The sequence below is a fragment of the Micromonospora sp. NBRC 110037 genome (assembly GCF_001652995.1).
GTDB lineage: Bacteria > Actinomycetota > Actinomycetes > Mycobacteriales > Micromonosporaceae > Micromonospora > Micromonospora chalcea.
This window is the reverse complement of sequence record NZ_BBVA01000002.1, coordinates 150,792-173,652: the sequence shown is the minus strand read 5'-3', so window position 1 is coordinate 173,652 and position 22,861 is coordinate 150,792. Positions and strand designations below refer to the sequence as shown.

Genomic DNA, 22,861 nt, shown 5'->3' with positions numbered 1-22,861 from the left:
CAAGGCCAGTTCAGATTGATCACACTTCCAGATGCTGGGACATGTAGTCTCGCGCGGTGGATCTCGCACGCGCTGACGTACTCGACCGGTTGGAGCGGTTCTACGACGCGGTGCCCCGCGACGGGGCCCGGACCGAGGAGTACGGCGCCCTGGTGCTCTTCGTCCGGGAAGGCGCCGGATGGCCGTTCTACGCCCGGCCCCGGCTCGACGCCACCGAGCACCCCACCCTCGCCGATGTCAACGCGGTACGCACCCGGCAGCAGGAACTGGGCCTGCCGGAGGCGTTCGAATGGGTGCACGAGCACCAACCGGAGCTGCTGGCGGTGGCCCGCTCAGCCGGGCTGAGCGTGCTGGAGGCGCCGCTGATGCTGCTGGAACCGGAGCGCCTGCCCGAACCGGGGACGTTCAGCGACGTACCGGTGCGGGTGCTGGACCCCGGCGACGCGGGCTTCGCCGCGGACATCGCGCTGCGGCGGGCCGTCGCCGCGGTCGGCTTCGCCAACGGCGGCACCGCGCGCGGCGAGGCCGGACCGGCCGAGCGGGACGCCGCCGTCTCCGGGCTGGACGTGGCCGCGCTGGAGGAGGAGGCGACCCGGGTCGCCGACGGCCGGCGCATCTCCGTCCTCGCCGGCACGCCCGAGGAAGGCGCGCTCGCCGGCGGCATGGCCATGCGGGTCGGCGACGTGGCGGAGATCGCCGGGGTGGCCACGCTGCCGTCCGCGCGGCGGCGCGGCCTCGGCGCGGCGGTGACCGCCACCCTCGCTCGGGAACTGCGGGCCGCCGGCACCGACCTGATCTTCCTCAGCGCCGGCAGCGAGGACATCGCCCGGGTCTACCTGCGGGTCGGGTTCCGCCGGATCGGCACCGCCTGCATCGCCGAGCCCGCCGCGGTCATCTGAGGCCGCCGCGGCGGAGGTCAGGACGGCGGCTGCCAGGCGGCGGCCGCCGCGGCGGCCGTGTTACGCAGGCGCGGGCTGATCGTGCCGAGGGCGGCGTCGCGGGCGCGCAGCGCCAGCCGGCCCCGGGCCTGCAGGACCGCCGACATCCGCCGGGTCTGCCGGACCATCGTGGCCGCGCGGGGCCGGCGCAGCCTGTCGTACGCGGTCACCGCGTCCGGCAGCCGCGACTCCCGCAGCAGTCCGGCCAGCGTCGCCGCGTCCTCGAACGCCAGGCAGGCGCCCTGGCCGAGGTGCGGCGGCATGGCGTGCGCCGCGTCGCCGAGCAGCACCACGCCGCCCGGCCCGGCCGGGAAGCCGTACGCCTTGGGCAGCGGACGCAGCTCGCGGATCTCCTGCTGCACCACGTCGTCCGGGTCGGTCGCGTCCAGCAGCGTGCCGATCGGCGCGGGCCAGCCCGCGAACCAGCGCTTGAGCAGCGCGAGCTGGACCTCGGGCGGCTCCGGGCGGGGCGCGCCCGCCGCCGTGGCCACCCAGTAGACGCCGCCCCGGCGGGACGCCCCGGCGTTGCCCCGCTCGCCGAGCGAGGCGGCCAGGAACCGGTAGCCGGCGCCCAGCGTCTCCCCCTGCAGCGGCTGGTCGTCGGGCAGTTGCGGGGCCCGGTACCAGGGGATGACCGCCCGCCACGCCGCGCACCCGGAGCTGACCACCGAGGTCTCCGGCGCCAACTGCCGGCGGATCTCGCTGTCGGTGCCGTCGGCGGCCACCACCAGGTCCGCCTCGTAGGTGTGCCGGCCGTCGCCCACCGCCGGACGCTCACCGGACGCGGCGCGCACCGTCCGCACGCTCACGCCGGTACGCAGCTCGACCCGGTCACCCAGGCCGGCGATGAGCGCGTCGTGCAGGTCCTCCCGGTGCACCACCACCGGCATCCGCTCGGCCGGCGTGGACCGGGCCTGCACCAGCCAGTGCCCGTCCGGGCGGCGCACGCCGCCGTCGGGCAGCGGGGTGGCGATCGCGTCCAGCCCGTCGCCCAGCCCGAGGGCGCGCAGCGCGCGTACCCCGTTGGGCCAGAGCACCACGGCGGTCGCCACCGGCCGGACCCGGTCGGCGCGTTCCAGCAGCGTGACCTGCCATCCCGAGCGGGCCAGCACGCCGGCCACCGCCATCCCGCCGAGGCCGGCGCCGACCACCACCGCGCTGCGCATGACTCCCCCGCTCAGCTGTCCCGGTCGGTGGGGCGCGCGGCGGCGTCGGCCCGGCCCGCGTTCGTGCGCTCGGCGTTCGTCCGTTCCGGGTCGGCGTCGGTGCCGTCCGCGTCGGCGCCGTCGGTGGCGGCGGGGTCGGTGTCCGTGCGGTCGGCCTGCTCCGCGTCGCCGTCGGTGGCACCGTCGGGGGTCTCCGGCCGGTCGTCGTCGGCCGCCGGCTCCACCGGGGGCAGCACGCCGGTCTTCCGGTACGCGTCGAACTGTTCCTCGCTCACCACCCGGTAGCCCTCGGGCGGGGCCGGCCGCGCGGCGGCCTCCCGGGCGGAGAGGTCGACCTGGGAGACGTCCCCGGACGGGGTGGGCGCGGCGGCCGGTTCGCCCACCGGCACCAGGTATTCACGGGGTCCCCGCACCCGGACGAAGTAGGCCAGCGCGCCGAGGAAGACCAGCACGGCGGTCCAGACGTTGAGGCGTACTCCGAGGATCAGGTTCGCCTCGTCGGTGCGCATCAGCTCGATCCAGAACCGGCCCGCCGTGTAGCCCATCACGTAGAGCGCGAACGCCCGGCCGCGCCCGAGCCGCAGCTTGCGGTCGAGGTAGAGCACCAGCGCGGCGACGCCGATGTTCCAGAGCGCCTCGTAGAGGAACGTCGGGTGGTAGAGCCCCGGCTGGAGCACCGGGTTGCCGGCGTCGTCGCGCAGTGCATGACCCGGGTTGTCCGGGTCCATCACGTGCACTTCCAGGCCCCACGGCAGCGTGGTCCGCCCGCCGTACAGCTCGTTGTTGAACCAGTTGCCCAGCCGGCCCACGGCCTGAGCCAGCGGCAGCCCGGGCGCCAGCGCGTCGGCGATCACCGGGAACGGGATGCCGAGCTGCCGGGCGGCCAGCCACGCGCCGACCGCGCCACCGGCCACCGCGCCCCAGATGCCGAGCCCGCCCTCCCAGATGTAGAGCGCCTTGATCGGCTCACCGCCGGCGCCGAAGTATTTCTCCGGCGACGTGATCACGTGGTAGATCCGCGCGCCGATGATGCCCGCCGGCACCGCCCAGACGGCGATGTCGAGCACCGCGCCCGGCGCCACACCGCGGCGGCGCAGCCGGTACTCGGTGACCACGCAGGCCACCACGATGCCGAGGATGATGCAGAGCGCGTACGCCCGGATCGGAACCGGACCGAGCTGCCAGACGGCGGTGCTGGGGCTGGGCATGGCCGCCAGTGGGGTCATCGGGGCGAGGGTCACGGGTGCACACGGTACCGGTGCGGACTGTGTGTGCGGCACCCCGGGCCGCCTGCCGCGCGGGTCGGATGACTTCTGGTTTGCACGGTCGTAGGCTGTTTGTCCATGAGCCCGCTCACCTGGGCGGCCGCCGCTGTCGTCACCGACGCATCCGGGCGGCTGCTGCTCTGCGGCCGGTCCGAGGGGGCCCGGCGCTGGGGCCTGCCGGGCGGGCGGCTGCGCCACGACGAGAGCCCGGTGGATGCCGTCGTCCGGGCGGTCCGCACGGAGACCGGCTGGGCGGTGGCGCCCGCCGACCTGGTCGGCCTCTACCGGGTCACCGGTCCACCGGTGCCCGCCCCACCGGCCGGGCGGTGCGGCGCGCGCCCAGACGTGCTGGTGCACGTGTTCCGCGCCGGACCGGCCGACGCCGGACCGGCGGGCGAACCGGCGACCGGGTGCCTGCCTCGGTGGTGGCCGCCGCAAGAGCTGCCCGACGTGCTGACCCCCACGACGCGCGCGGCGATCGCGGACGCGCTCGCCGGCCGCGCCGGCGTGCTGCGGCACACGACCGCCGCCGACGCGCTCACGCCACCCGGCGACGGGCAGCCCGGCGACGGGCAGCCCGCCCCGCCCGGCCAGCGCGCCTCCGAGCAGGTCGACAGCAGTAGCCGCTGACCGCCCGCCCGCTCACGCGGGACACCTTGAAGATCTTGGTACGTTTCGGCCCCTATGAGGGCCGTTTCGTACCAAGATCTCGGGCGGCCGGGTCGCGCTCGCGCTTGATCGACACCAGTTCGGCGAAGTGGCGGTATCCCGGCGTCCTGGACCACGCCAGCTCGGCGAAATGGAGTCGATCAAGCAGGTGGCGAGCCGGGCGTCAGCGGGCCGGGTTGCGGACGCCCTCGGCCAGTTCGGCGCTCAGCTTGCGCAGCGCGGTCAGGCCGGCGGCCTGGTCCGGGGCGTCCAGCACGCAGCGGACCAGCGCGCTGCCCACGATCACCGCGTCGGCGTACCCGGCGACGGTGGCGGCCTGCGCGCCGGTGCCCACGCCCAGCCCGACGCCGACCGGGATGTCGGTGACCTCGCGCAGCCGGGAGACCAGGACCGGGGCCGCCTCGGAGGTCTGCGCGCGGGCGCCGGTGACGCCCATGATCGCGGTGGCGTAGACGAAGCCGCGGCAGTGCTCGGCGGTCATCCGCAGCCGCGCGTCGGTCGAGGACGGTGAGACCAGGAACGTCCGGTCCAGGCCGTGCGCGTCGGAAGCGGCCAGCCACTCGGCGGCCTCGTCGGGGATCAGGTCCGGCGTGACCAGGCCGGTCCCACCGGCGGCGGCCATGTCGCGGGCGAACGCGTCGACGCCGTACTGCTCGATCGGGTTCCAGTAGGTCATGGTGACCACGCTCGCCCCGGTCGCGGCGACCGCCTCGACGACGCGCAGCGCGTCCGCGACGCGGACGCCACCGGCGAGCGCGATGTCGCTCGCCTTCTGGATGACCGGGCCGTCCATCACCGGATCGGAGTACGGGATCTCCACCTCGATGACGTCCACGCCCGCCTCGACCATGGCCTTCATGGCGGCGATGCTGCCCTCGACGGTCGGGAAACCGGCCGGCATGCAGCCGACCAGCACGGCCCGGCCGTCCGCCCGCGCCTTGTCGAAGGCGACCCCGATGCGGCTCACGCTGTCACTCCTTGTCGAGGATGCCGAAGTACGCGCCGGCGGTGTGCACGTCCTTGTCGCCCCGGCCGGACAGGTTGACCACGATCAACGGCTCCCGGCCCAGCTCCTCGGCGAGCCGGGGGGCGATCGCGCGGGCGCCGGCCAGCGCGTGCGCGCTCTCGATCGCCGGGATCACGCCCTCGGTGCGGCAGAGCAGCTCGAACGCGGCCATCGCGTCGGCGTCGTCGACCGGCAGGTACGTGGCCCGCCCGGTGTCGTGCAGCCAGGCGTGCTCCGGGCCGACGCCCGGGTAGTCCAGGCCGGCCGAGATCGAGTGCGACTCGATGGTCTGCCCGTCGGCGTCCTGCAGGACGTACGTGCGGGTGCCGTGCAGCACGCCCGACGAGCCGCCGGTGATGCTGGCGGCGTGCCGGCCGGTCCCGACGCCCTCGCCACCGGCCTCGAAGCCGTAGAGGCGGACCCCGGCGTCCGGCACGAACGCGTGGAAGATGCCCAGCGCGTTGGAGCCGCCGCCGACGCACGCCGCGACCGCGTCCGGCAGCGTGCCGGTCAGGTCCAGGCACTGCTGGCGGGCCTCCACGCCGATCCCGCGGACGAAGTCGCGGACCATCTCCGGGAACGGGTGCGGGCCGGCGGCGGTGCCGATCAGGTAGTGGGTGTCGTCGACGTTGGCGACCCAGTCCCGCATCGCCTCGTTCATCGCGTCCTTGAGCGTGCGCGAGCCGGTGGTCACCGGGACGACGGTGGCGCCGAGCATCCGCATCCGGGCCACGTTGAGCGCCTGCCGCTCGGTGTCCACCTGGCCCATGTAGACGACGCATTCCAGGTCGAACAGCGCGGCGGCGGTGGCGGTGGCCACGCCGTGCTGGCCGGCGCCGGTCTCCGCGATGACCCGCCGCTTGCCCATCCGCTTGGTGAGCAGCGCCTGGCCCAGCACGTTGCGGACCTTGTGCGCGCCGGTGTGGTTGAGGTCCTCCCGCTTGAGCAGGACCCGCGCCCCGACCTGCGCGGAGAAGCGCCGGGCCTCGTAGAGCATCGAGGGCGTGCCGGCGTAGTCACGCAGCAGCGCGTCGAACTCGGCGAGGAAGTCCTCGTCGCCCATCGCCTTGCGGTACGCCGCGTCCAGCTCGTCCAGCGCGGCGACGAGCGCCTCCGGGACGAACCGGCCGCCGAACCGGCCGAAGTGGCCGGCGGCGTCGGGAACCTGGCCGGCTGCGGGTGCGGCGCTCATCGCGGGCGTCCTCTCGGATCGGGTGGCCCGGCGGCTCAGCGCACCGGGCGGGGCGTGGCCGGGTGGTTACCGGCGTTGACCAGCTCGGCGACCGCTTCACGCGGGCTCTTCTGGGTGACCAGGCCCTCGCCCACCAGCACGGCGTCGGCGCCGGCGGAGGCGTACCGGATCAGGTCGTGCGGACCGCGCACCCCGGACTCGGCGATCTTGACGACGCTGCTCGGCAGGCCGGGCGCGATCCGCTCGAACACCGAGCGGTCGACCTCCAGCGTACGCAGGTCACGGGCGTTCACGCCGATCACCTGCGCGCCGGCCTCCAGGGCGCGGTCCGCCTCCTCCTCGGTGTGCACCTCGACCAACGCGGTCATGCCCAGCGACTCGATCCGCTCCAGCAGGCCGACCAGCACGTTCTGCTCCAGCGCGGCGACGATCAGCAGCACCAGGTCGGCGCCGTGCGCGCGGGCCTCGTGCACCTGGTAGCTGGAGACGACGAAGTCCTTGCGCAGCACCGGCACGTTCACCGCGGCCCGCACCGCCGCCAGGTCGTCGAGCGACCCGCCGAACCACCGGCCCTCGGTGAGCACGCTGATCGCCCGCGCTCCCCCGGCCGCGTAGTCACCGGCCAGGTCCGCCGGGTCGGCGATCTCGGCCAGCCGCCCCTTGGACGGCGACGAGCGCTTCACCTCGGCGATCACGGCCACGCCGGGCCGGCGCAGGGCCGCGTACGCGTCCAGCGGCGGCGGCGCGGCGGCGGCCAGCTCACGGATCCGCTCCAGCGGAACCTGCTCCTGCCGCCGGGCCACGTCCTCGCGCACACCGGCCAGGATCTCGTCGAGCACGCCTGCGGACGGCGCCGCTCCGGCGTCGTCCCCCTCCGCGTGCGCATGCTCAGCAGTCACCAACGGACTCCCCTCTCCGGGCGTCATGGGCCGATGCTAGGGGGCGCCACCTGGCGACAAGTGCCGGGGGGTATGGCGCACCTCACGACATGGGCTGTGGCATGATGGCCGACTTCCGGTGAACGCCACGTCACGCAGCGCCACGCTGGCATCGACCGTCACCCATCCCCCATCTCACCACGGTTGATCCGTCGCCGCAGCACCGCTCCCGCGCCGGGCTGTGACCAAGCTCAAGGACCTCCGGCCCTGCCCAGGTCGGGCCGCCTGGCGGACCGTTGACCTGTGCTTCACGAGGGCGAAACGTGAGCCCGGCAGCATCGTCCTCGGGCAGACTCGACACCGGCGGCTGACCACCGCCGACAACCATCTCGTGCGGGGTGACCATGAGCGCCAACGGGCCGAGCCAGACCATCGGCTTGACCACCATCTCCCGGACCGTCGCCTCCCTCGCCTTCGGCGTGGTGCACACGCTGGAGCGCGCGGTGGCCGGTGACGGCCGGACGCGTACCGCCCAGGGCAACGCCTGGGAGGCCGTCTGCGCCGACCGGGCCCGCGCCGCCCAGCGCCGCGAGCTGGAGCGGCTGGTGGCCGAGCTGACCGCCGCACGGGCCGCGGCCCGCCGCCGGCGCGACGCGCGCGAGGCGCAGCCGGTCAGCTGACCGTCGGGTCCTCGCCCCGGTCCAGCGCGTCCCACGCGTCCCGGGTGCCCCGCTCGACCGCCGGCCGGCCGGGCTCGACCGCCGGGACGGCCCGTCGCTCGTACCGCGCGCCCATCGCGGGCCAGCCCGCTGCGCGCAGCGCGGTGAACGCGCCGCCGGCCGCGAGGGCCAGGCCGCCGGCCAGCACCAGCGCCGGCCACTGGCGGCTCACCCCGGCCTCGGTGAGGCCGATCCCGCCGCCGACCGCCACGGCCACGCCGACCGCGCCCAGCAGCAGGCCCAGCAGCCGGCGCAGGCGGCCGCGGGTGGCGAGCACCGCGCCGCCGCCGGCCAGCCCCACGTAGGTCAGCGCCAGCACCCAGGGCAGCAGCTCCGCGCCGGTCCGGTCGGCCCGGCCGGGCGGCAGCGACCCCCGGGCGGTCATCTCCACCGACCAGGTCCGGGTCACCGCCCAGCAGGCCAGGCCCGCCCCGGCCAGGCAGAGCAGCACCGCGTACGCGAGTTCGCGCCGACCGCGGGCCGGCGGCGCGGTGGTGCCGGGCGCGCTCACCGGGCTGCCCGCAGCGTCTCGGCGGCCGCGATCGCGGCGAGGACGGCGGCGGCCTTGCTGCGCGTCTCCCGGTCCTCGGCGGCCGGATCGGAATCGGCCACGATCCCGGCGCCGGCCTGCACGTAGGCCCGGCCGTCGCGGATCAGCGCGGTACGGATCGCGATGGCCATGTCCAGGTCGCCGCCGAAGGCGAAGTAGCCGACGGTGCCGCCGTAGACGCCGCGCCGCACCGGCTCCAGCTCCTCGATGATCTCCATGGCGCGTACCTTGGGCGCGCCGCTGAGCGTGCCGGCCGGGAACGTGGCGGCGAGCGCGTCGAACGCGGTGCGGTCGGCGCGCAGCTCGCCGACGACCGTCGAGACGATGTGCATGACGTGGCTGTAGCGCTCGATGGTGGCGAACTCGGGCACCTCCACGGTGCCCGGCCGGCAGACCCGCCCCAGGTCGTTGCGGCCCAGGTCGACAAGCATGACGTGCTCGGCGCGTTCCTTGGGGTCGGCGAGCAGCTCGGCGGCGAGCCGGGCGTCGGCCTCCGGGGAGCCGCCGCGCGGCCGGGTGCCGGCGATCGGGTGCAGCAGGGCCCGCCGCCGCCCGTCCGGGCCGGCGCTGACCTTGAGGTGCGCCTCCGGGGACGACCCGACGATGTCGAAGCCGTCGAAGCGCAGCAGGTACATGTACGGGCTGGGGTTGGTGGTGCGCAGCACCCGGTAGACGTCCAGCGGGTCGGCCTCGGTGGGGCGCTCGAAACGCTGGCTGAGCACGATCTGGAAGCACTCGCCGGCGCGGATCGCCTCCTTGGCCGCCGCCACGGCCTTCGGGTAGCCGCCCTCCGGGGTCCGGCTGACCACCTCGCCGACGCCCGGCCGGCCGACGGTGGACACCATGGGCGGGATCGGTCGGGACAACGCGGTGGTCATGGCGTCCAGGCGACCCACCGCGTGGTGGTACGCGGCGTCGACCAGCTCCGCCCGCCCGGGCGTATCGAGCGGGGGCAGGACCGCGTTGGCGACCAGGATCGCCGAGCCCTCGTAGTGGTCGAGCACCACCAGGTCGGTGGCGAGCATCATGCCCAGCTCGGGCACGTCCAGCTCGTCCTCGGTCAGCTCGGGCAGCCGCTCGAAGCGGCGGACCAGGTCGTAGGCGAGGTAGCCGACCAGCCCGCCGGTCAGCGGCGGCATTCCGCCGGCCGGGTCCCAGGCCGGGCCGGCGAGCGCGTCGACCGACTCGCGGAGCACGGTGACCGGGTCCCCGGTGGTCGGTACGCCCGCGGGTGGCGTGCCGGTCCAGCGCGCCTCGCCGTCCCGCTCGGTGAGCGTGGCGCTGCTGCGGACGCCGATGAACGAGTACCGCGACCAGGCCGTGCCGGCCGAACCGACGCCCTGCTCGGCGGATTCCAGCAGGAACGTGCCGGGACCGCCGGCCAGCTTGCGGTAGACCCCGACCGGGGTCTCGGCGTCGGCGAGCAGCCGCCGGGTCACCGGCACGACCCGCCAGCGGGCGGCCAGGTCGGCGAAGGTGGACCGGTCCGGGCTGACGGTGCCGTCGGTCACGGGGTCTCCTCCGGTGAGCTGACCGGCAGGTCGGTGAAGAAGCAGGTGCGCTGCCCGGTGTGGCAGGCCGCGCCGACCTGCTCCACGCTGACCAGCAGCGCGTCGCCGTCGCAGTCCAGGGCCACCGAGCGCACGTACTGGTGGTTGCCGGAGGTGGCGCCCTTGACCCAGTACTCGCCGCGGCTGCGCGACCAGTAGGTGGCCCGGCCGGTGGTGAGCGTGCGGTGCAGCGCCTCGTCGTCCATCCAGGCGACCATCAGCACCTCGCCCGTGTCGTGGGCGCGGACCACGGCGGCGACCAGGCCGTCCGGGGTGCGGCGGAGTTTGGCCGCGATGGCCGGGTCGAGCCGGGACGGCCGGGCCGGGCCGGGACTGGGGGCGCCGGTCAGCGGCGCGTCAGGGGCGGGCACGGTTGACCATTCTCCCGCACGCGGCCCGGGTACCGCCGACGTGTCCCGGGAGGCGGGCGTCACCGTCGCCAGCGCCCGGCCCAGCTGCCGCAGGTAGCGGTCCGCCCGGCCGTCGGTGAGCGCCTCGGCCAGGTCGGTCCCGGTGGTCCGGGCGATCTCCGCCGCGTACGGGCGCACCAGCGGGAGGATGCCGGTGACCAGCCGTCCGGCGGCGGCGCCGACCTCGGCCGGGTCGCCGGGGCGCAGCCCGAGGCAGAGGAGCATGTCGTCGCGGTAGCCGGGCGGGGCGACCGGCAGGTCCAGCGCGGCGGTCAGGGCGGCCCGGCGGGACACCACGCGCACCGACGGGTTGGCCGGCCGCAGCACCGAGGGGCAGAGCCGGGCCAGGTCGGCCGCGGCGAGCCGGACCCCGACCGGGTCACCGGCCAGGCGCGCGGCGGCGACCTTGCCCAGCGTGGCGATCAGCTCCTCCAGGCGCGGCTCGTCGGCGGGCTGGCAGAGCACCGGCAGGTCGATCCGGCGCCGCCATTCCGGCACCGCCCAGAGCAGCCGGGCCGGCGCGGTGACCGGGAGGCCGAACGCCCAGTCGGCGGGCTGGCCGAGCCGGCGTACCCAGGAGCGGACGTCGCGGGCGGCCACGGAGACGTGCACCAGGCGGCCGCCGAACTCGGTCAGGTACGCCCGCCGGGCCGCGTACGGCGTGCCGCGGCGGGACGTGACCGGCCGGGGCCCGCCGGTGGCGCGTGGCTCGTCGGCGGCCACCAGCACGTCCACGTCCACGTCGCTGTGCTCGGTGGCGGCCCGCCGGGCGTGGCTGCCCCGCAGCATGATCCCGACGACCGGCCGGTCGGCGGCGTGCCGCAGGCGGGCGGCCCAGAGGTCGAGGAACCCGGTGTCGGACAACGGAGCTGGACCCACTGCCTCATGGTGCCGAAACCTGATCTTCCGATGCCGGACTCCCTGTCCGCCGCCGGGTGTTCAGCCCGACTCCTCCTCCGCCCGCCGGTACGCGTCGATCTTGTGTTCGAGAACCTTCAGGTCCTCCTCCAGCTCGGCCATCCGGGCCAGCACCCGGGCGCGGTGCGCCTCGAACAGCGCCCGCCGCGCGCCGAGCGTGCTGTCGCCGTGCCGGGCCAGCTCGGCGTAGCGGCGCATGTCGCGCACCGGCATCCCGGTGCGCCGCAGCCGGGTGAGCAGGAACAGCCAGTTGACGTCGGACTCGGTGTAGCGCCGGCGGCCGGAGGAGTCCCGTCCGACGCGGCCCACCAGCCCCTCCTGCTCGTACCAGCGCAGCGTGTAGGTGGTCAGGCCGACCCGTTCCGCCGCCTCACCCACGGTGAGGCTCGTCTCCCGCGTGCTGATGTCCACGCCCTCCAGGCTTCCAGTTCGAGCCCACTCGAAGTCAAGTCCCTCGTTGCCTCGCCGACGGAATTCATCTAGCGTTGAGTTCATCGGGTGATGAATTGACGGAGGCGAGCATGGACGACGCGGTGTCGGTCCGCGAGCTGGTGGTCGACCGGGGCGGGCGGCGGGTGCTGCACGGCATCACCTGCGGGGTGCCCCGGGGCACGGTGACCGGGCTGCTCGGGCCCAGCGGCAGCGGCAAGACCACGCTGATGCGCGCGGTGGTCGGCGTGCAGACGGTCGGCTCCGGCGCGGTCGACGTGCTCGGCCGCCCGGCCGGCTCGGCCGACCTGCGCCGCCGGGTGGGCTACCTGACCCAGGCGCCGAGCGTCTACGCCGACCTGACGGTGCGGGAGAACGCCCGCTACTTCGCGGTGCTCCAGGGCCGGGGCCGCGCCGAGGCCGACCGCGCGGTCACCGACGTCGGCCTGGGAAAGGCGGCCGACCAGCTCGTCGGCACGCTCTCCGGCGGCCAGCGCAGCCGCGCCTCGCTCGCGTGCGCGCTGGTCGGCGAGCCGGAGCTGGTCGTCCTCGACGAGCCGACGGTCGGCCAGGACCCGGTGCTGCGGGCCGACCTGTGGGCCCGGTTCCACGCCATGGCCGCCGCCGGCACCACGCTGCTGGTGTCCAGCCACGTGATGGACGAGGCCGCCCGCTGCGACCGACTGCTGCTGATCCGCGAGGGCCGGCTGGTCGCCGACGACACCCCGGCCGCGGTCCGCGCCGCCACCGGGACCGACGACCTGGAAGAGGCGTTCCTGCGCCTGATCCGCGACGCCGAGGGAGAGGCGCGATGAACGGACGGATCCTGGCCGCCACCACCGGGCGCATCCTGCGCCAGCTCCGGCACGACCGGCGGACCGTGGCGCTGCTCGTGGTGGTGCCGTCGGTGCTGCTCACGCTCGTCTACTTCATGTACGTCGACCAGCCCGCCCCGCCCGGCGCGCCCAGCACGTTCGACCGGGTGGCCCTGATCATGCTGGGCTTCTTTCCGTTCATCATCATGTTCCTCGTGACCAGCATCGCCATGCTCCGCGAGCGCACCACCGGCACGCTGGAGCGCCTGCTCACCACGCCGCTGGGCAAGCTCGACCTGCTCTTCGGGTACGGCATCGCGTTCGGCCTGGCCGGGGTGCTCCAGTCCACTGTCGCCTCGGTCGTCGCGTACCAGGTGTTCGGCCTGGAGACCGCGGGCAGCGCGTGGCTGGTCGTGCTGATCGCCGGGGTGAACGCGGTGCTGGCGGTGGCGCTCGGGCTGTTCTGCTCGGCGTTCGCCCGCACCGAGTTCCAGGCGGTCCAGTTCATGCCGGTGGTGGTGGCCCCGCAACTGCTGCTGTGCGGCCTGTTCGTGCCGCGCGACCAGATGGCCGGCTGGCTCCAGGCGGTCAGCGACGCGCTGCCGCTGTCGTACGCGGTCGAGGCGCTGCAGGAGGTCGGCGCGCACGCCGAGCCGACCGGGACGATGTGGCGGGACGTGGCGATCGTGACCGGGGCGGCGGTGGCGGCGCTGGTGCTGGCCGCCGCGACGCTGCGCCGGCGCAGCGGGTGAACGCGCGGCGCACCGGGCGGCGGCCCGGCACTCCGGACACCCGCGAGGCGATCCTCGCCGCGGCGCGGGAGGCGTTCGCCGAGCGGGGGTTCGACGCCGCGTCCATCCGGGCCATCGCCGCGGCGGCGGGCGTGGACCCGGCGCTCGTGCACCACTACTTCGGCGGCAAGGAGGAGCTGTTCCGGGCCGCGACGGCGTTCCCGGCCGACCCGGGACGGCTGCTGCCGGCGGTGCTCGCCGGCGGCCCGGACGCGCTCGGCGAGCGGATGGTCCGGGTGTTCCTGGAGGTCTGGGACTCCCCCACCGGCACCGCCGCGGTGGCGCTGCTGCGCTCGGCGGTCAGCAACGACTGGACGGCGCGCCTGCTGCGCGAGTTCCTGGTCACCCAGGTGCTGCGGCGGGTGCTCGACCAGCTCGACGTCGACCCGGCGCAGCGCGCGCTGCGCGGCGGCCTGGTCGCCACCCAGCTCGCCGGGCTGGCGATGATGCGGTACGTGCTCCGCCTCGACGCGGTCGCCACCGCCGAGCCGGCGACGCTGGTGGCCGCCGTCGGCCCGACGGTCCAGCGGTACCTCACCGGCGACATCACCTGAGCCGTCGCGGCTCAGGCCGCGGCCGCCCGGGGGCAGAGCATCGGGTGCAGCAGGCGGGACAGCTCCGCCACGTCGGCGACCGGCCGGGGGAAGGCGAGCCGGGCCCGCCGGGTCGCGCCGGGCCGCCCGTGCGCGACCAGCAGGCCGTACCTGTCGATCCGGACCACCCGCGGGATCTGGTCGCCGGGCAGGTCCAGCCGCCGCCGAAGGTAGTCGCCGACCTGCTCGGCGTGGTGGTCGGCCAGGTCCGCGAGCAGGGCGGCCTCGACCGGGTGCAGCGGGTCCGGCTCGGCCTCCGCGAACGCCTCCGGGTCGATCCGGCGCACCCGCCCGGCGCGTTCCCAGCGGGCCTCGGCCACCTCGAAGCGGTGCAGGTGGAACCGGCTGCCCACGTCGAGCAGATCGGCGACCGGGTCGGTGGCGGCGAAGTCGACCGCCGCGTCGCGCGCCGCGTCCCCGTTCAGCCGCGTCGCCCAGCCGGACACCCAGGCCCGGCCGAGCGAGGGCGCCCCGGCCGCCGGCGGCAGGTCGAGCACGTCGAGCACGGCGGCCACGTCGGCGTCGCCCGCCGGCGGCACGAGCGCCGCGGCAAGGTCACTGACCACGGGTACGAGCAGCAGCACCCGCCCGTCCGGGTCGACGGCGTGCCGGACCTGGTGCGGGCCGGGGTGCCGGGCCAGGTGGACGAGGGCGGGCAACCGGCCCGCGACAAGGGTTCGCACGATCTCCGCCGGGCTGGGCCGCATGATCCCGACCTCCTCAAGATAGGTTAGGCTTACCTAAGAAGCAGGCTAGACGATCGGAGACGCCCCCGTGAACCACCCCCGGCCCAAAGCCCGGCTCTCCCGGGCCCTCGGCATCCCGCTGACCCGCAAGTGCGTGCGGTACTTCGAGCGGCGCCCCTACCCCCCGGGCGTGCACGGCCGGTCCCGCCGCACCACCTCCGACTACCAGGTGCGGCTGCTGGAGAAGCAGCGGCTGCGCCACCAGTACAACGTCAGCGAGGCCCAGTTGCGCCGGCTGTTCGACGAGGCCGCCCGGGCCGCCGGCAAGACCGGCGACACGCTCGTCGCGCTGCTGGAACGACGCCTCGACGCGGTGGTCCTGCGGGCCGGGCTGGCCCGCAGCATCTACCAGGCCCGCCAGCTCGTCGGGCACGGCCACATCACCGTGGACGGGCGCAAGGTCGACCGGCCGTCGTACCGGCTGCGGCCCGGCCAGGTGGTCGGCGTACGCGAGCGCAGCCGCACGCTGCCACCGTTCCAGCTCGCCGCCGCCGGGGCGCACGCCGACGCGCAACCCCGGCCGTACCTGTCCGCGCAGCCGGCGCAGCTGCGCGCCACGCTGGTACGCGAACCGGCCCGGCACGAGGTGCCGGTGGTCTGCGACGAGCAACTGGTGGTGGAGTTCTACTCCCGCTGACCGGTTACCGGGTCTGCTCCAACCAGGACGCGTACAGCAGCGCGTACACGGAGTCGGTGTCGCGGACCAGCTCGTCGTGCGGGCCACGCTGCACGATCCGGCCCCGGTCCACCACGATCACCTCGTCCGCCGCCTGCGCGGTGGACAGCCGGTGCGCGATGGCGAGCGTGGTCCGCCCCCGGGTCACCGCGTCGAGCGTGCGTTGCAGGCGTACCTCGGTGGCCGGGTCGACGGCGCTCGTCGCCTCGTCCAGCACCAGCAGGTCCGGGTCCGCGACGTACGCCCGGGCCAGCGCCACGAGCTGCCGCTCGCCGACGCTGAGCGCCTCCCCGCGCTCACCGACCGGCGTGTCCAGCCCGGACGGCAGCCCGTCCAGCCAGTCGGCCAGGCCCAGCTCGCCGAAGGCGGCGGTGAGCCGCTCGTCGGTCAGGTCGGGGCGGGCGAAGCGGACGTTCTCCCCGACCGTGGCGTCGAACAGGAAGCCGTCCTGCGGCACCATCACCACCCGGGAACGCAGCGAGTCGAAACGCACCTGCCGCAGGTCGACGCCGGAGAGCAGCACCGCGCCCTCGGTCGGGTCCATCAGCCGGGTGAGCAGCTTGGCGAACGTGGTCTTGCCGCTGCCGGTCTCGCCCACCACCGCCACCCGGCTCTTGGCCGGGATGTCCAGCGTCACGTCGTGCAGCACCGGCGGGCCGCCCGGATAGGCGAACGTCACGCCGGCGAACCGGGCGTCCAGCGGCCCGGGCGGCAGCTCCCGCCCCTGCTCGCCCGGGTCGGCCACGTCCGGGGAGACGTCCAGCACGTCCAGCACCCGGCGCCAGCCGGCGATCGCGTTCTGCGCCTCGTTGAGCACCTCGGTGGCGATCTGCACCGGCTGGATGAACAGCGTGACCAGGAACAGGAACGCGGTGAGCTGGCCGACCGACAGCGTGCGGTCGACGCCCAGGCTCACCCCGACCACGACCACGCCGGCCAGCGCCAGCCCGGCCGCCAGCTCCCCCACCGAGCTGCCCATGATGCTGATCCGGATCGCCCGCTGCTGGGCCACCCGCTGACCGTCGATGGCCGTGTCGAGCCGCCGCGCGGTCCGCCCGGCGATGCCGTACGCCCGGATCACCGGCGCGCCCACCACGCTCTCGCCGATCGCGCCGAGCAGCGTGCCGGTGCGCTGCCGCACCAGGCCGTAGGCCCCGGCGAGGCGGCGCTGCAACTGCCGGATCACCAGCACCGCCGGCGCGAACGCGACGAGCACCACGAGCGTCAACTGCCAGGAGTACGCGAGCATCACCGCTGTGGTCACCAGCAGCTGGCCCAGGTTGACGATCAGGATCACGCCGCCCCACTGCAGGAACTGGGTGATCTGGTCGACGTCGCTGGTCACCCGGGAGACCAGCGAGCCGCGCCGCTCGGACTGCTGGTGCAGCATGGACAGGTCGTGCACGTGCCGGAACGCCCGGGTGCGCACCCCGGCCAGGGCCGTCTCGCTCACCGTGAACAGCCGGCGCATCATCAGGTAGCCGCAGGCGGTGGTGACCACCAGCACCCCGGCGGTGATCGCCACGGTGAGCGAGATGACGTTCAGGTCGAGCCCGCCGACGATGCCGTGGTCGATGCCGCGCTGCACCGCCACCGGCACGGCGACCCGGCCGACCATGTAGACCAGCGCCAGCGCGAGCGTGCCGGCGAGACCGGTGCGCAGCTCCGGGGAGAGCGCCAGCCCGCGCCGCAACGTCTGCCAGGTCGACTCGGTGGTCTCGGTGCTCCGGTCCGCCTCCGCCGTCGTCGCGCTCACCGCTCCACCTCCAGGCCGGAGGCCAGCGGCGTGACCTCGTCGTACGTCTGCTTGTGCTCGCGTTCCTGCTCGGCCTGCTCGTACGCGGTGACCAGGTCGGCGTAGCCGGGCACGGTGGCCAGCAGCTCGGTGTGGGCGCCGCGGGCGACCACCCGGCCCTGCTCCACGTAGATCACCTCGTCGGCGAGCGCGATGGTGGCCCGGCGGTACGCCACCACCAGGATCGACGCCGGGGCGCCGCCGTCGGCGGGCGCGCGCAGCCCGGCCAGGATGGCCGCCTCGACGCGCGGGTCGACAGCGCTCGTGGCGTCGTCGAGCACCAGCAGCCGGGGGCGCCCGGCCAGCGCCCGGGCCAGCGTCAGCCGCTGCCGCTGCCCGCCGGACAGCGAGGTGCCCCGCTCGCCGACCATGGTGTCCAGCCCGTCCGGCAGCGCGGCCACGAAGCCGTCCGCCTCGGCCAGCCGCAGCGCCGCCCACACCTCGTCGTCGCCGATGCCGGCCCGGTCCAGCGCGATGTTGGCCCGGACCGTGTCGTCGAAGACGAACGGCACCTGCGCCACCAGCGCCACGTTGCCGGCGAGCGAGGCGGCGGTCAGTTCCCGCACGTCCACGCCGTCCAGCGTGACCCGCCCGGCGCCCGGGTCGACCAGGCGCACGGCCAACGACGCGATCGTGGACTTGCCCGAACCGGTGGGCCCGACCAGGGCGACGGTCTTCCCGGCCGGCACGGTGAACGTCACCTCGCCGAGCACCTGGGCGCCGGGCAGGTGCGCCTCGGCCGGCTCGTACGCGAAGTGCACGTCGTGGAACGCGAGCGTGGCCGGCGTACGGGTGGCCGGGTCGAGCGTCCTCGTGCCGTACGGCATCTCGCCTGTCGCGTCGAGCACCCGGCGCACCCGGTCCCACCCGGCGACGCTACGCGGCAGCTCGGCCAGCACCCAGCCGATGGCGCGCACCGGGAAGGCCAGCACGGTGAACAGGAACGCGACGCTGACCAGCTCGGACACGGTGATCGCGCCCTGCCGCAGCCGGATCGCGCCGACCACCAGCACGGCGAGCGTGCCGAGGCTGGGCAGCGTCTCCAGCATCGGGTCGAAGACGCCGCGCAGCCGGCCGACCGAGATCAGCGCGTCCCGCAGCTCGCCGGCGCGGGCGGCGAAACGGGCGGTCTCCTGGGCCTCGCGGCCCATCGTCTTGACCACCAGCGCGCCGTCGAAGCTCTCGTGCGCGATGCCGCTGACCTCGGCGCGCAGCCGCTGCGCCCGGGCCTGCCGGGGCGCCATCCGGCGGGAGTAGACCACGTTGAGCGCGAACAGCGCGGGGAACACGGCGAGGCCGACCAGGGCCAGCGCCCAGTCGGTGACGAACAGTGACGCCACCGCGCCGACCAGCATCACCAGCGTGCCGACCGCGAACGGCAGCGGCGCGATCGGGTACCAGGCCGCCTCCACGTCGGAGTTGGCGTTCGACAGCAGCGTGCCGGTGGAGTTGCGGTGGTGCCAGGCCAGCGGCAGTTCCAGGTAGCGGCGGGTGACCCGGCGGCGGTAGGCGGCCTGGAGCCGGTACTGCATGTAACCGGCGCCGAGCCGCCGGCCGAAGATGCCGACGACCCGCAGCACGCTGATGCCGAGCAGCGCCGCCGCGGCCAGCGCCAGGGTCCCGCGGGCCACCTCGCCGCGCTCGACCGCGGGCACGACGACCTTGCCGACCACCCCGCCGACCACGTACGCGCTGGCGATCACCAGGAGGCCGAACAGCACGCTGCCGCTGACCGCCACCGCGAAGATCCGCGGCTGTTCCCGGATGGCCCGGCCGAGCACCCGTAGCCCTCTGCCGAGCACGTCCCGACTTGTCCCGCTCGCCACGTTCGCCCCCGCCGTAAGCCGCAATTTTCTCCCCCATCCTTACCGCTCGCCGCCAGCTCCGCCGACCCGGCCGGGATATGTCCGCCGTCACGTTCGCACCGGACCTGGGCGGACACCGGCCCTCGATACTCGCGGCCCGCCGTAGCGCCGGGCGTGGCGCGCCGATCGGCCGCGACGGGCCTACGATCGGGCCATGCCGCGGTACGCCCGAACGGAGCGCGAGGCGCTCGCCGACCTGATGCTGGAGCTGGGACCGGACGCGCCGACTGTGAACGAGGGGTGGACCACCCGCGACCTGGCGGCGCACCTGCTGGTGCGGGAGCGCCGGCCGGACGCGGCGGGCGGGATCCTGCTGCCGCCGCTGCGCGGCTACGGCGAGTCGGTCCGCAGGCGGATCGCCGCCGGGCCGTACGCCGACCTGATCGCCCGGGTCCGCCGTCCCCCGGTGTGGAGCCCGGTGAGCAACCCGCTCACCGACGAGATCGCGAACGGGATGGAGTTCTTCATCCACCACGAGGACGTCCGCCGGGCCCGGCCGGGCTGGCAGCCGCGTGACCTGCCGGCCGGGCAGCAGGCGGTGCTCTGGAAGCGGGTCGCCCTGCTGGCCCGGATGGCGCTGCGGCGCTTCCCGGCCGAGGTGCTGGTGCAGGCGCCGGGGCACGGCGAGCTGCGGGCCGGTGGCGGCGGCGAGCGGCTGCGGCTGGTCGGCGCGCCGGGGGAACTCGTGCTGTTCCTCACCGGGCGGCAGCGGGTGGCCCGGGTCCAGGTGGACGGTCCGGCCGAGCGCGCCGAGCGTCTGCGTACCGCCGAACTGGGCCTGTGACAGACGTTTCCGCCCGCCCACCCAGGCGATCGTAGAATGTGGACACCCGGCGTTCGATAACGTTCGCCGGCTGCCGTACGCTCCTGCGCACCGGCCCGACCCTGCGGGGCGGCGGACAGGGGACGACGATGCGGGACTTCGCGCTCTCGGCGCTGCACGAGCCGCCCTTTCCCTCCCGGTGTCACCCGGCCGCGGACGAGGTGGCCGCGCAGAGCGTCGCCTGGGTGCGCGGTTTCGGCCTGGTCAAGACCCAGGCCGGCCTGCTGCGGCTGGCCGGCGCCCATGCCTCGGAGCTGGCCGGACGGGCCTGCCCCGAGGCGTCCCCGGCCGGTCTGCGGCTGCTCACCGACCTGATCAACTGGCTGTTCGTGGTGGACGACGCCTGCGACGACGACGGGCTGGGCGCCGCGCCGACGGTGCTCGCGCCCACCCTGGCGGCGCTGCTGGAAGTGCTCGACCGGCACGGTGACCCGGACGCGCCCGCGCCCACCGACGCCGGCCCGATGGGCCTGGCGCTGCACGATCTGTGCCGGCGGGCGCGCGGCCGGGGCCGGCCGGCGCACCTGATGCGGCTGGTGAGCCAGTTGCGGGAGTACCTGCTGGCGCTGCTGTGGGAGGCGGCGAACCGGGAGCGCCGGCGCGTGCCCGGGGTCGCCGAGTACGTGCAGATGCGCCGCCACACCGGCGGCGTACGCCCCAGCTTCACGGTGACCGACCTGGCCCGCCCGTCCCTGCCCCGGGCCGACCAGCGGGCGACCCCGGCGCTCACCGCGCTGGACGCCCTCGCCACCGACCTGGTCTGCTGGTGCAACGACGTGTTCTCCTACGGCAAGGAGCGGGGCGTCACCCCGGACGCGCACAACCTGGTGACCACGATCGCGGGCGAGACCGGGCAGGACGAGTCGGCGGCGCTGAACGCGGCGGCGAACCGCTTCAACGCGGCCCTCGCCTCGTACGCGGAGCGGGACGCGGCGTTGAGCGCCGGGGCCGACGAGGGGATGCGGGCGTTCCTGGACACCCGCCGGGACTGGATCCGGGCCACCTACGACTGGTCCCGCGCCGCCAGCCGATATGCCTGATCCGATTCCAGAAGTCGGGACCGGTGGCGACTCGGCCGATCAGGGCTAGCCGCTGGCCGGGTACAGGCAATACCCTTCGGTAACCGCAGACCGGCGTGACCCCCGTCACGTCCCTCCACCCCTGAAGGCGGCTACAGCGATGGCTCTCGATGTACCGTACCGTTCCGTACCCGACATGTTCCTCAAGCGCGTGGCGGACTCCCCCGACCGCCAGGCGTTCGCTCACCCCGCACCCGACGACTCGGGCCCGGTCTGGCTGACGTGGGAGCAGGTCGGGCAGCGCGCGAAGGCGATCGCCGCCGGGTTGCACGGGCTCGGTGTCGGCCTGGAGAACCCGGTGGCGATCCTGGCCAACACCCGGCTGGAGTGGGTGCTGGCCGACTTCGGCATCATGTGCGCCGGTGGGGCCACCACCACCGTCTACCCGACCACCGAGCCCGACGACGCGGTCTACATCATCGCCGACTCCGGCTCGAAGGTGCTGTTCGCGGAGAACCCGGCCCAGGCGGCGAAGATCGCCGGAGCGGACCTGCCCGCGCTGACCCACGTGGTGCTCTTCGACGGCGCGCCCGACCCGGCCGCCGCCGTCCCGCAGCTCACCCTGGCCGAGCTGGAGGAGCGCGGCGCCGCCGCGCTGAGCGCCGAGCCCGACCTGATCGACATGCTCGTGGCCGGCATCGGCCCGGACCACCTGGCGACGCTCATCTACACCTCGGGCACCACCGGCCGCCCGAAGGGCGTGGAGCTGCTGCACGGCGGCTGGTGCTGGGAGGGCGTGGCGCAGGCCGAGCTGGGCCTGCTGCGCACCGACGACCTGCAGTACCTGTGGCTGCCGCTGTCGCACTCGTTCGGCAAGACGCTGCTCTGCGGCGCCACCCACGTCGGCCTGCCCACGTACGTCGACGGCCGGGTGGACAAGCTGGTCGACCTGCTCGGCGTGATCCGGCCGACGCTGATGTGCGGCGCGCCCCGGGTCTTCGAGAAGGTCTACAACAAGGCGGTCACCACCGCGCAGGGCGCGGGCGGCGCGAAGGCCAAGATCTTCGCCTGGGGCGTCGAGGTCGGCAAGGAGAAGGTCGCGCTGGAGCAGGCCGGCAAGCCGGTGCCGGCCGGGCTGCGGATGAAGTACGCGCTGGCCGAGAAGCTGGTGTTCAGCAAGCTGCAGGCCCGGCTCGGCGGCCGGATGCGGGTGCTGGTCTCCGGCGCGGCGCCGCTGAGCAAGGAGATCGCCACCTTCTTCGCCGCCGCCAACCTGCCCATCTCCGAGGGCTACGGCCTGACCGAGACCAGCGCCGGCGCGTTCGTGAACCCGCCCGACGGGCTGAAGATCGGCAGCGTGGGCCGGGCCATGGGTGATCTGGAGTGCCGGATCGACACCGACGGCGAGATCCTGATGCGGGGCAAGCCGGTCATGCGGGGTTACCACAACCTCCCCGAGGAGACCGCCGCCGCGTTCACCGAGGACGGCTTCTTCCGCAGCGGCGACATCGGCACGCTCGACGACGACGGCTACCTGCGCATCACCGACCGCAAGAAGGACCTGGTCAAGACGTCCGGCGGCAAGTACGTCGCGCCGTCGCACATCGAGGGCATGTTCAAGGCGGTCTGCCCGTACACCTCGCAGGCGGTGGTGATCGGGCAGGCGCGCAACTACTGCACCATGCTCGTCACGCTGGACCCGGACGCGATCAAGGGCTGGGCCGCCGGCACCCCGCTGGAGGGCAGCGACTACACCACGATCGTCACCTCGCCGCAGGCGCGGGAGATGGTCGAGGGGTACGTCGCCGAGCTGAACGCCAAGCTCAACCGCTGGGAGACGATCAAGAAGGTGACGATCCTCCCCCGTGACCTCACCATCGAGGACGGCGAGGTCACGCCGTCGCTGAAGATCAAGCGCCGGAGCGTGGAGACGAACTTCTCCTCCGAGATCGACAAGATGTACGAGGGCACGCTCGCCGAGCTGTGACCCGCACCGCCAGCCGGTAGCGCCGGCCGTGCCCCACCGTCCCGGGGCACGGCCGTTCGCG

22 protein-coding genes and 1 pseudogene are annotated in these 22,861 nt (G+C 74.9%); 10 read left to right on the top strand and 13 right to left on the bottom strand.

All coding sequences use genetic code 11. From position 1 onward, the window contains the following. Nucleotides 1–56: 56 nt before the first annotated feature. On the top strand, nucleotides 57–899 hold the full coding sequence (locus A4R25_RS00825) for a GNAT family N-acetyltransferase (protein ID WP_064445256.1): 843 nt from the start codon (nucleotides 57–59) through the stop codon (nucleotides 897–899). 17 nt (nucleotides 900–916) lie between these two features. Here the strand turns inward: A4R25_RS00825 and A4R25_RS00820 are convergent, their stop codons facing one another. Both A4R25_RS00820 and lgt read right to left on the bottom strand, forming a co-directional pair. Continuing rightward, a complete protein-coding gene (locus A4R25_RS00820; protein WP_064445255.1) occupies nucleotides 917–2,104 on the bottom strand; it encodes an NAD(P)/FAD-dependent oxidoreductase in 1,188 nt (395 codons plus the stop codon). A gap of 11 nt (nucleotides 2,105–2,115) precedes the next feature. Then, nucleotides 2,116–3,345, bottom strand: a complete 1,230-nt coding sequence (gene lgt / locus A4R25_RS00815) for a prolipoprotein diacylglyceryl transferase (protein ID WP_064445254.1) — start codon at nucleotides 3,343–3,345, stop codon at nucleotides 2,116–2,118. 102 nt (nucleotides 3,346–3,447) lie between these two features. Between lgt and A4R25_RS00810 the strand changes: the two genes are divergently transcribed. Further along, nucleotides 3,448–3,999 carry an NUDIX hydrolase gene (locus tag A4R25_RS00810; protein ID WP_064445253.1) on the top strand — a complete coding sequence of 184 codons (552 nt, stop codon included), beginning with the start codon at nucleotides 3,448–3,450 and terminating at the stop codon, nucleotides 3,997–3,999. Between the two features lie 202 nt (nucleotides 4,000–4,201). Here the strand turns inward: A4R25_RS00810 and trpA are convergent, their stop codons facing one another. The 3 genes from trpA to trpC are packed head-to-tail and all read right to left on the bottom strand — an operon-like array spanning nucleotide 4,202 to nucleotide 7,075. After that, complete coding sequence (gene trpA, locus A4R25_RS00805; protein WP_043329522.1) at nucleotides 4,202–5,005, bottom strand: tryptophan synthase subunit alpha; 804 nt, start codon at nucleotides 5,003–5,005, stop codon at nucleotides 4,202–4,204. A gap of 4 nt (nucleotides 5,006–5,009) precedes the next feature. Then, complete coding sequence (trpB, locus tag A4R25_RS00800) at nucleotides 5,010–6,236, bottom strand: tryptophan synthase subunit beta (protein ID WP_030500291.1); 1,227 nt, start codon at nucleotides 6,234–6,236, stop codon at nucleotides 5,010–5,012. Nucleotides 6,237–6,271: 35 nt separating this feature from the next. Next, nucleotides 6,272–7,075 carry an indole-3-glycerol phosphate synthase TrpC gene (gene trpC / locus A4R25_RS00795; protein ID WP_030271968.1) on the bottom strand — a complete coding sequence of 268 codons (804 nt, stop codon included), beginning with the start codon at nucleotides 7,073–7,075 and terminating at the stop codon, nucleotides 6,272–6,274. A 443-nt stretch (nucleotides 7,076–7,518) separates the two neighbouring features. Between trpC and A4R25_RS00790 the strand changes: the two genes are divergently transcribed. After that, on the top strand, nucleotides 7,519–7,794 hold the full coding sequence (locus A4R25_RS00790) for a hypothetical protein (RefSeq protein ID WP_064445252.1): 276 nt from the start codon (nucleotides 7,519–7,521) through the stop codon (nucleotides 7,792–7,794). On the opposite strand, the gene A4R25_RS00785 is transcribed toward A4R25_RS00790, so the two are convergent. The 5 genes and pseudogenes from A4R25_RS00785 to A4R25_RS00770 all read right to left on the bottom strand — a co-directional run bounded on the left by A4R25_RS00785 (nucleotide 7,787) and on the right by A4R25_RS00770 (nucleotide 11,672). After that, entirely contained in the window at nucleotides 7,787–8,344 is a 558-nt protein-coding gene (locus A4R25_RS00785) for a Trp biosynthesis-associated membrane protein (RefSeq protein WP_064445251.1), read from the bottom strand. The two genes, A4R25_RS00790 and A4R25_RS00785, sit on opposite strands and share 8 nt — an antisense overlap. Continuing rightward, complete coding sequence (locus tag A4R25_RS00780) at nucleotides 8,341–9,894, bottom strand: anthranilate synthase component I (protein WP_043329521.1); 1,554 nt, start codon at nucleotides 9,892–9,894, stop codon at nucleotides 8,341–8,343. The genes A4R25_RS00785 and A4R25_RS00780 overlap by 4 nt, the downstream gene beginning before the upstream one ends. Next, a complete protein-coding gene (gene hisI, locus A4R25_RS31630; RefSeq protein WP_043331113.1) occupies nucleotides 9,891–10,304 on the bottom strand; it encodes a phosphoribosyl-AMP cyclohydrolase in 414 nt (137 codons plus the stop codon). Before hisI ends, A4R25_RS00780 begins: the two co-directional genes overlap by 4 nt. A gap of 180 nt (nucleotides 10,305–10,484) precedes the next feature. After that, nucleotides 10,485–11,132: pseudogene (locus A4R25_RS31625) on the bottom strand (phosphoribosyl-AMP cyclohydrolase); the annotation flags it as partial. 150 nt (nucleotides 11,133–11,282) lie between these two features. Then, nucleotides 11,283–11,672, bottom strand: a complete 390-nt coding sequence (locus A4R25_RS00770; protein ID WP_064445250.1) for a MerR family transcriptional regulator — start codon at nucleotides 11,670–11,672, stop codon at nucleotides 11,283–11,285. Nucleotides 11,673–11,782: 110 nt separating this feature from the next. On the opposite strand from A4R25_RS00770, the gene A4R25_RS00765 reads away from it, so the two are divergent. From A4R25_RS00765 to A4R25_RS00755, 3 genes are read left to right on the top strand one after another with little or no spacing between them, the layout of a single operon-like run. Further along, entirely contained in the window at nucleotides 11,783–12,505 is a 723-nt protein-coding gene (locus tag A4R25_RS00765) for an ABC transporter ATP-binding protein (RefSeq protein WP_043329517.1), read from the top strand. Further along, nucleotides 12,502–13,257: an ABC transporter permease gene (locus A4R25_RS00760; protein WP_043329516.1), complete on the top strand. Its 756-nt coding sequence runs from the start codon at nucleotides 12,502–12,504 to the stop codon at nucleotides 13,255–13,257. Before A4R25_RS00765 ends, A4R25_RS00760 begins: the two co-directional genes overlap by 4 nt. Further along, complete coding sequence (locus A4R25_RS00755) at nucleotides 13,254–13,850, top strand: TetR family transcriptional regulator (protein ID WP_030500283.1); 597 nt, start codon at nucleotides 13,254–13,256, stop codon at nucleotides 13,848–13,850. The genes A4R25_RS00760 and A4R25_RS00755 overlap by 4 nt, the downstream gene beginning before the upstream one ends. 11 nt (nucleotides 13,851–13,861) lie before the next feature. Here A4R25_RS00755 and A4R25_RS00750 read toward each other — a convergent pair whose 3' ends face one another. Continuing rightward, the gene (locus A4R25_RS00750) at nucleotides 13,862–14,596 is read right to left on the bottom strand and encodes a DUF2470 domain-containing protein (protein WP_064445249.1); all 735 of its coding nucleotides are present in this window, start codon (nucleotides 14,594–14,596) and stop codon (nucleotides 13,862–13,864) included. Between the two features lie 67 nt (nucleotides 14,597–14,663). On the opposite strand from A4R25_RS00750, the gene rpsD reads away from it, so the two are divergent. Continuing rightward, nucleotides 14,664–15,272, top strand: coding sequence for a 30S ribosomal protein S4 (rpsD, locus tag A4R25_RS00745; RefSeq protein ID WP_064445248.1), 609 nt, complete (start codon nucleotides 14,664–14,666; stop codon nucleotides 15,270–15,272). Between the two features lie 4 nt (nucleotides 15,273–15,276). Here rpsD and A4R25_RS00740 read toward each other — a convergent pair whose 3' ends face one another. Then, a complete protein-coding gene (locus tag A4R25_RS00740) occupies nucleotides 15,277–17,067 on the bottom strand; it encodes an ABC transporter ATP-binding protein (protein ID WP_043329513.1) in 1,791 nt (596 codons plus the stop codon). Beyond that, on the bottom strand, nucleotides 17,064–18,932 hold the full coding sequence (locus A4R25_RS00735) for an ABC transporter ATP-binding protein (protein WP_197494836.1): 1,869 nt from the start codon (nucleotides 18,930–18,932) through the stop codon (nucleotides 17,064–17,066). Before A4R25_RS00735 ends, A4R25_RS00740 begins: the two co-directional genes overlap by 4 nt. A gap of 193 nt (nucleotides 18,933–19,125) precedes the next feature. On the opposite strand from A4R25_RS00735, the gene A4R25_RS00730 reads away from it, so the two are divergent. The 3 genes from A4R25_RS00730 (at nucleotide 19,126) to A4R25_RS00720 (ending at nucleotide 22,800) form a co-directional block, all read left to right on the top strand. Continuing rightward, nucleotides 19,126–19,755, top strand: a complete 630-nt coding sequence (locus A4R25_RS00730; RefSeq protein ID WP_030500278.1) for a TIGR03085 family metal-binding protein — start codon at nucleotides 19,126–19,128, stop codon at nucleotides 19,753–19,755. 128 nt (nucleotides 19,756–19,883) lie between these two features. After that, a complete protein-coding gene (locus A4R25_RS00725; RefSeq protein ID WP_043331108.1) occupies nucleotides 19,884–20,834 on the top strand; it encodes a terpene synthase in 951 nt (316 codons plus the stop codon). 139 nt (nucleotides 20,835–20,973) lie between these two features. Next, a complete protein-coding gene (locus tag A4R25_RS00720; protein WP_043329509.1) occupies nucleotides 20,974–22,800 on the top strand; it encodes a long-chain fatty acid--CoA ligase in 1,827 nt (608 codons plus the stop codon). The last annotated feature ends 61 nt before the right edge of the window (nucleotides 22,801–22,861 follow it).

Coding starts and splice junctions, on each gene's coding strand:
- A4R25_RS00820 (WP_064445255.1), bottom strand. CDS start 2,104: ATGCGCAGCGCGGTGGTGGTCGGCGCCGGCCTCGGCGGGATGGCGGTG.
- A4R25_RS00810 (WP_064445253.1), top strand. CDS start 3,448: ATGAGCCCGCTCACCTGGGCGGCCGCCGCTGTCGTCACCGACGCATCC.
- trpB (WP_030500291.1), bottom strand. CDS start 6,236: ATGAGCGCCGCACCCGCAGCCGGCCAGGTTCCCGACGCCGCCGGCCAC.
- A4R25_RS00790 (WP_064445252.1), top strand. CDS start 7,519: ATGAGCGCCAACGGGCCGAGCCAGACCATCGGCTTGACCACCATCTCC.
- A4R25_RS00765 (WP_043329517.1), top strand. CDS start 11,783: ATGGACGACGCGGTGTCGGTCCGCGAGCTGGTGGTCGACCGGGGCGGG.
- A4R25_RS00760 (WP_043329516.1), top strand. CDS start 12,502: ATGAACGGACGGATCCTGGCCGCCACCACCGGGCGCATCCTGCGCCAG.
- A4R25_RS00750 (WP_064445249.1), bottom strand. CDS start 14,596: ATGCGGCCCAGCCCGGCGGAGATCGTGCGAACCCTTGTCGCGGGCCGG.
- A4R25_RS00730 (WP_030500278.1), top strand. CDS start 19,126: ATGCCGCGGTACGCCCGAACGGAGCGCGAGGCGCTCGCCGACCTGATG.
- A4R25_RS00725 (WP_043331108.1), top strand. CDS start 19,884: ATGCGGGACTTCGCGCTCTCGGCGCTGCACGAGCCGCCCTTTCCCTCC.
- A4R25_RS00720 (WP_043329509.1), top strand. CDS start 20,974: ATGGCTCTCGATGTACCGTACCGTTCCGTACCCGACATGTTCCTCAAG.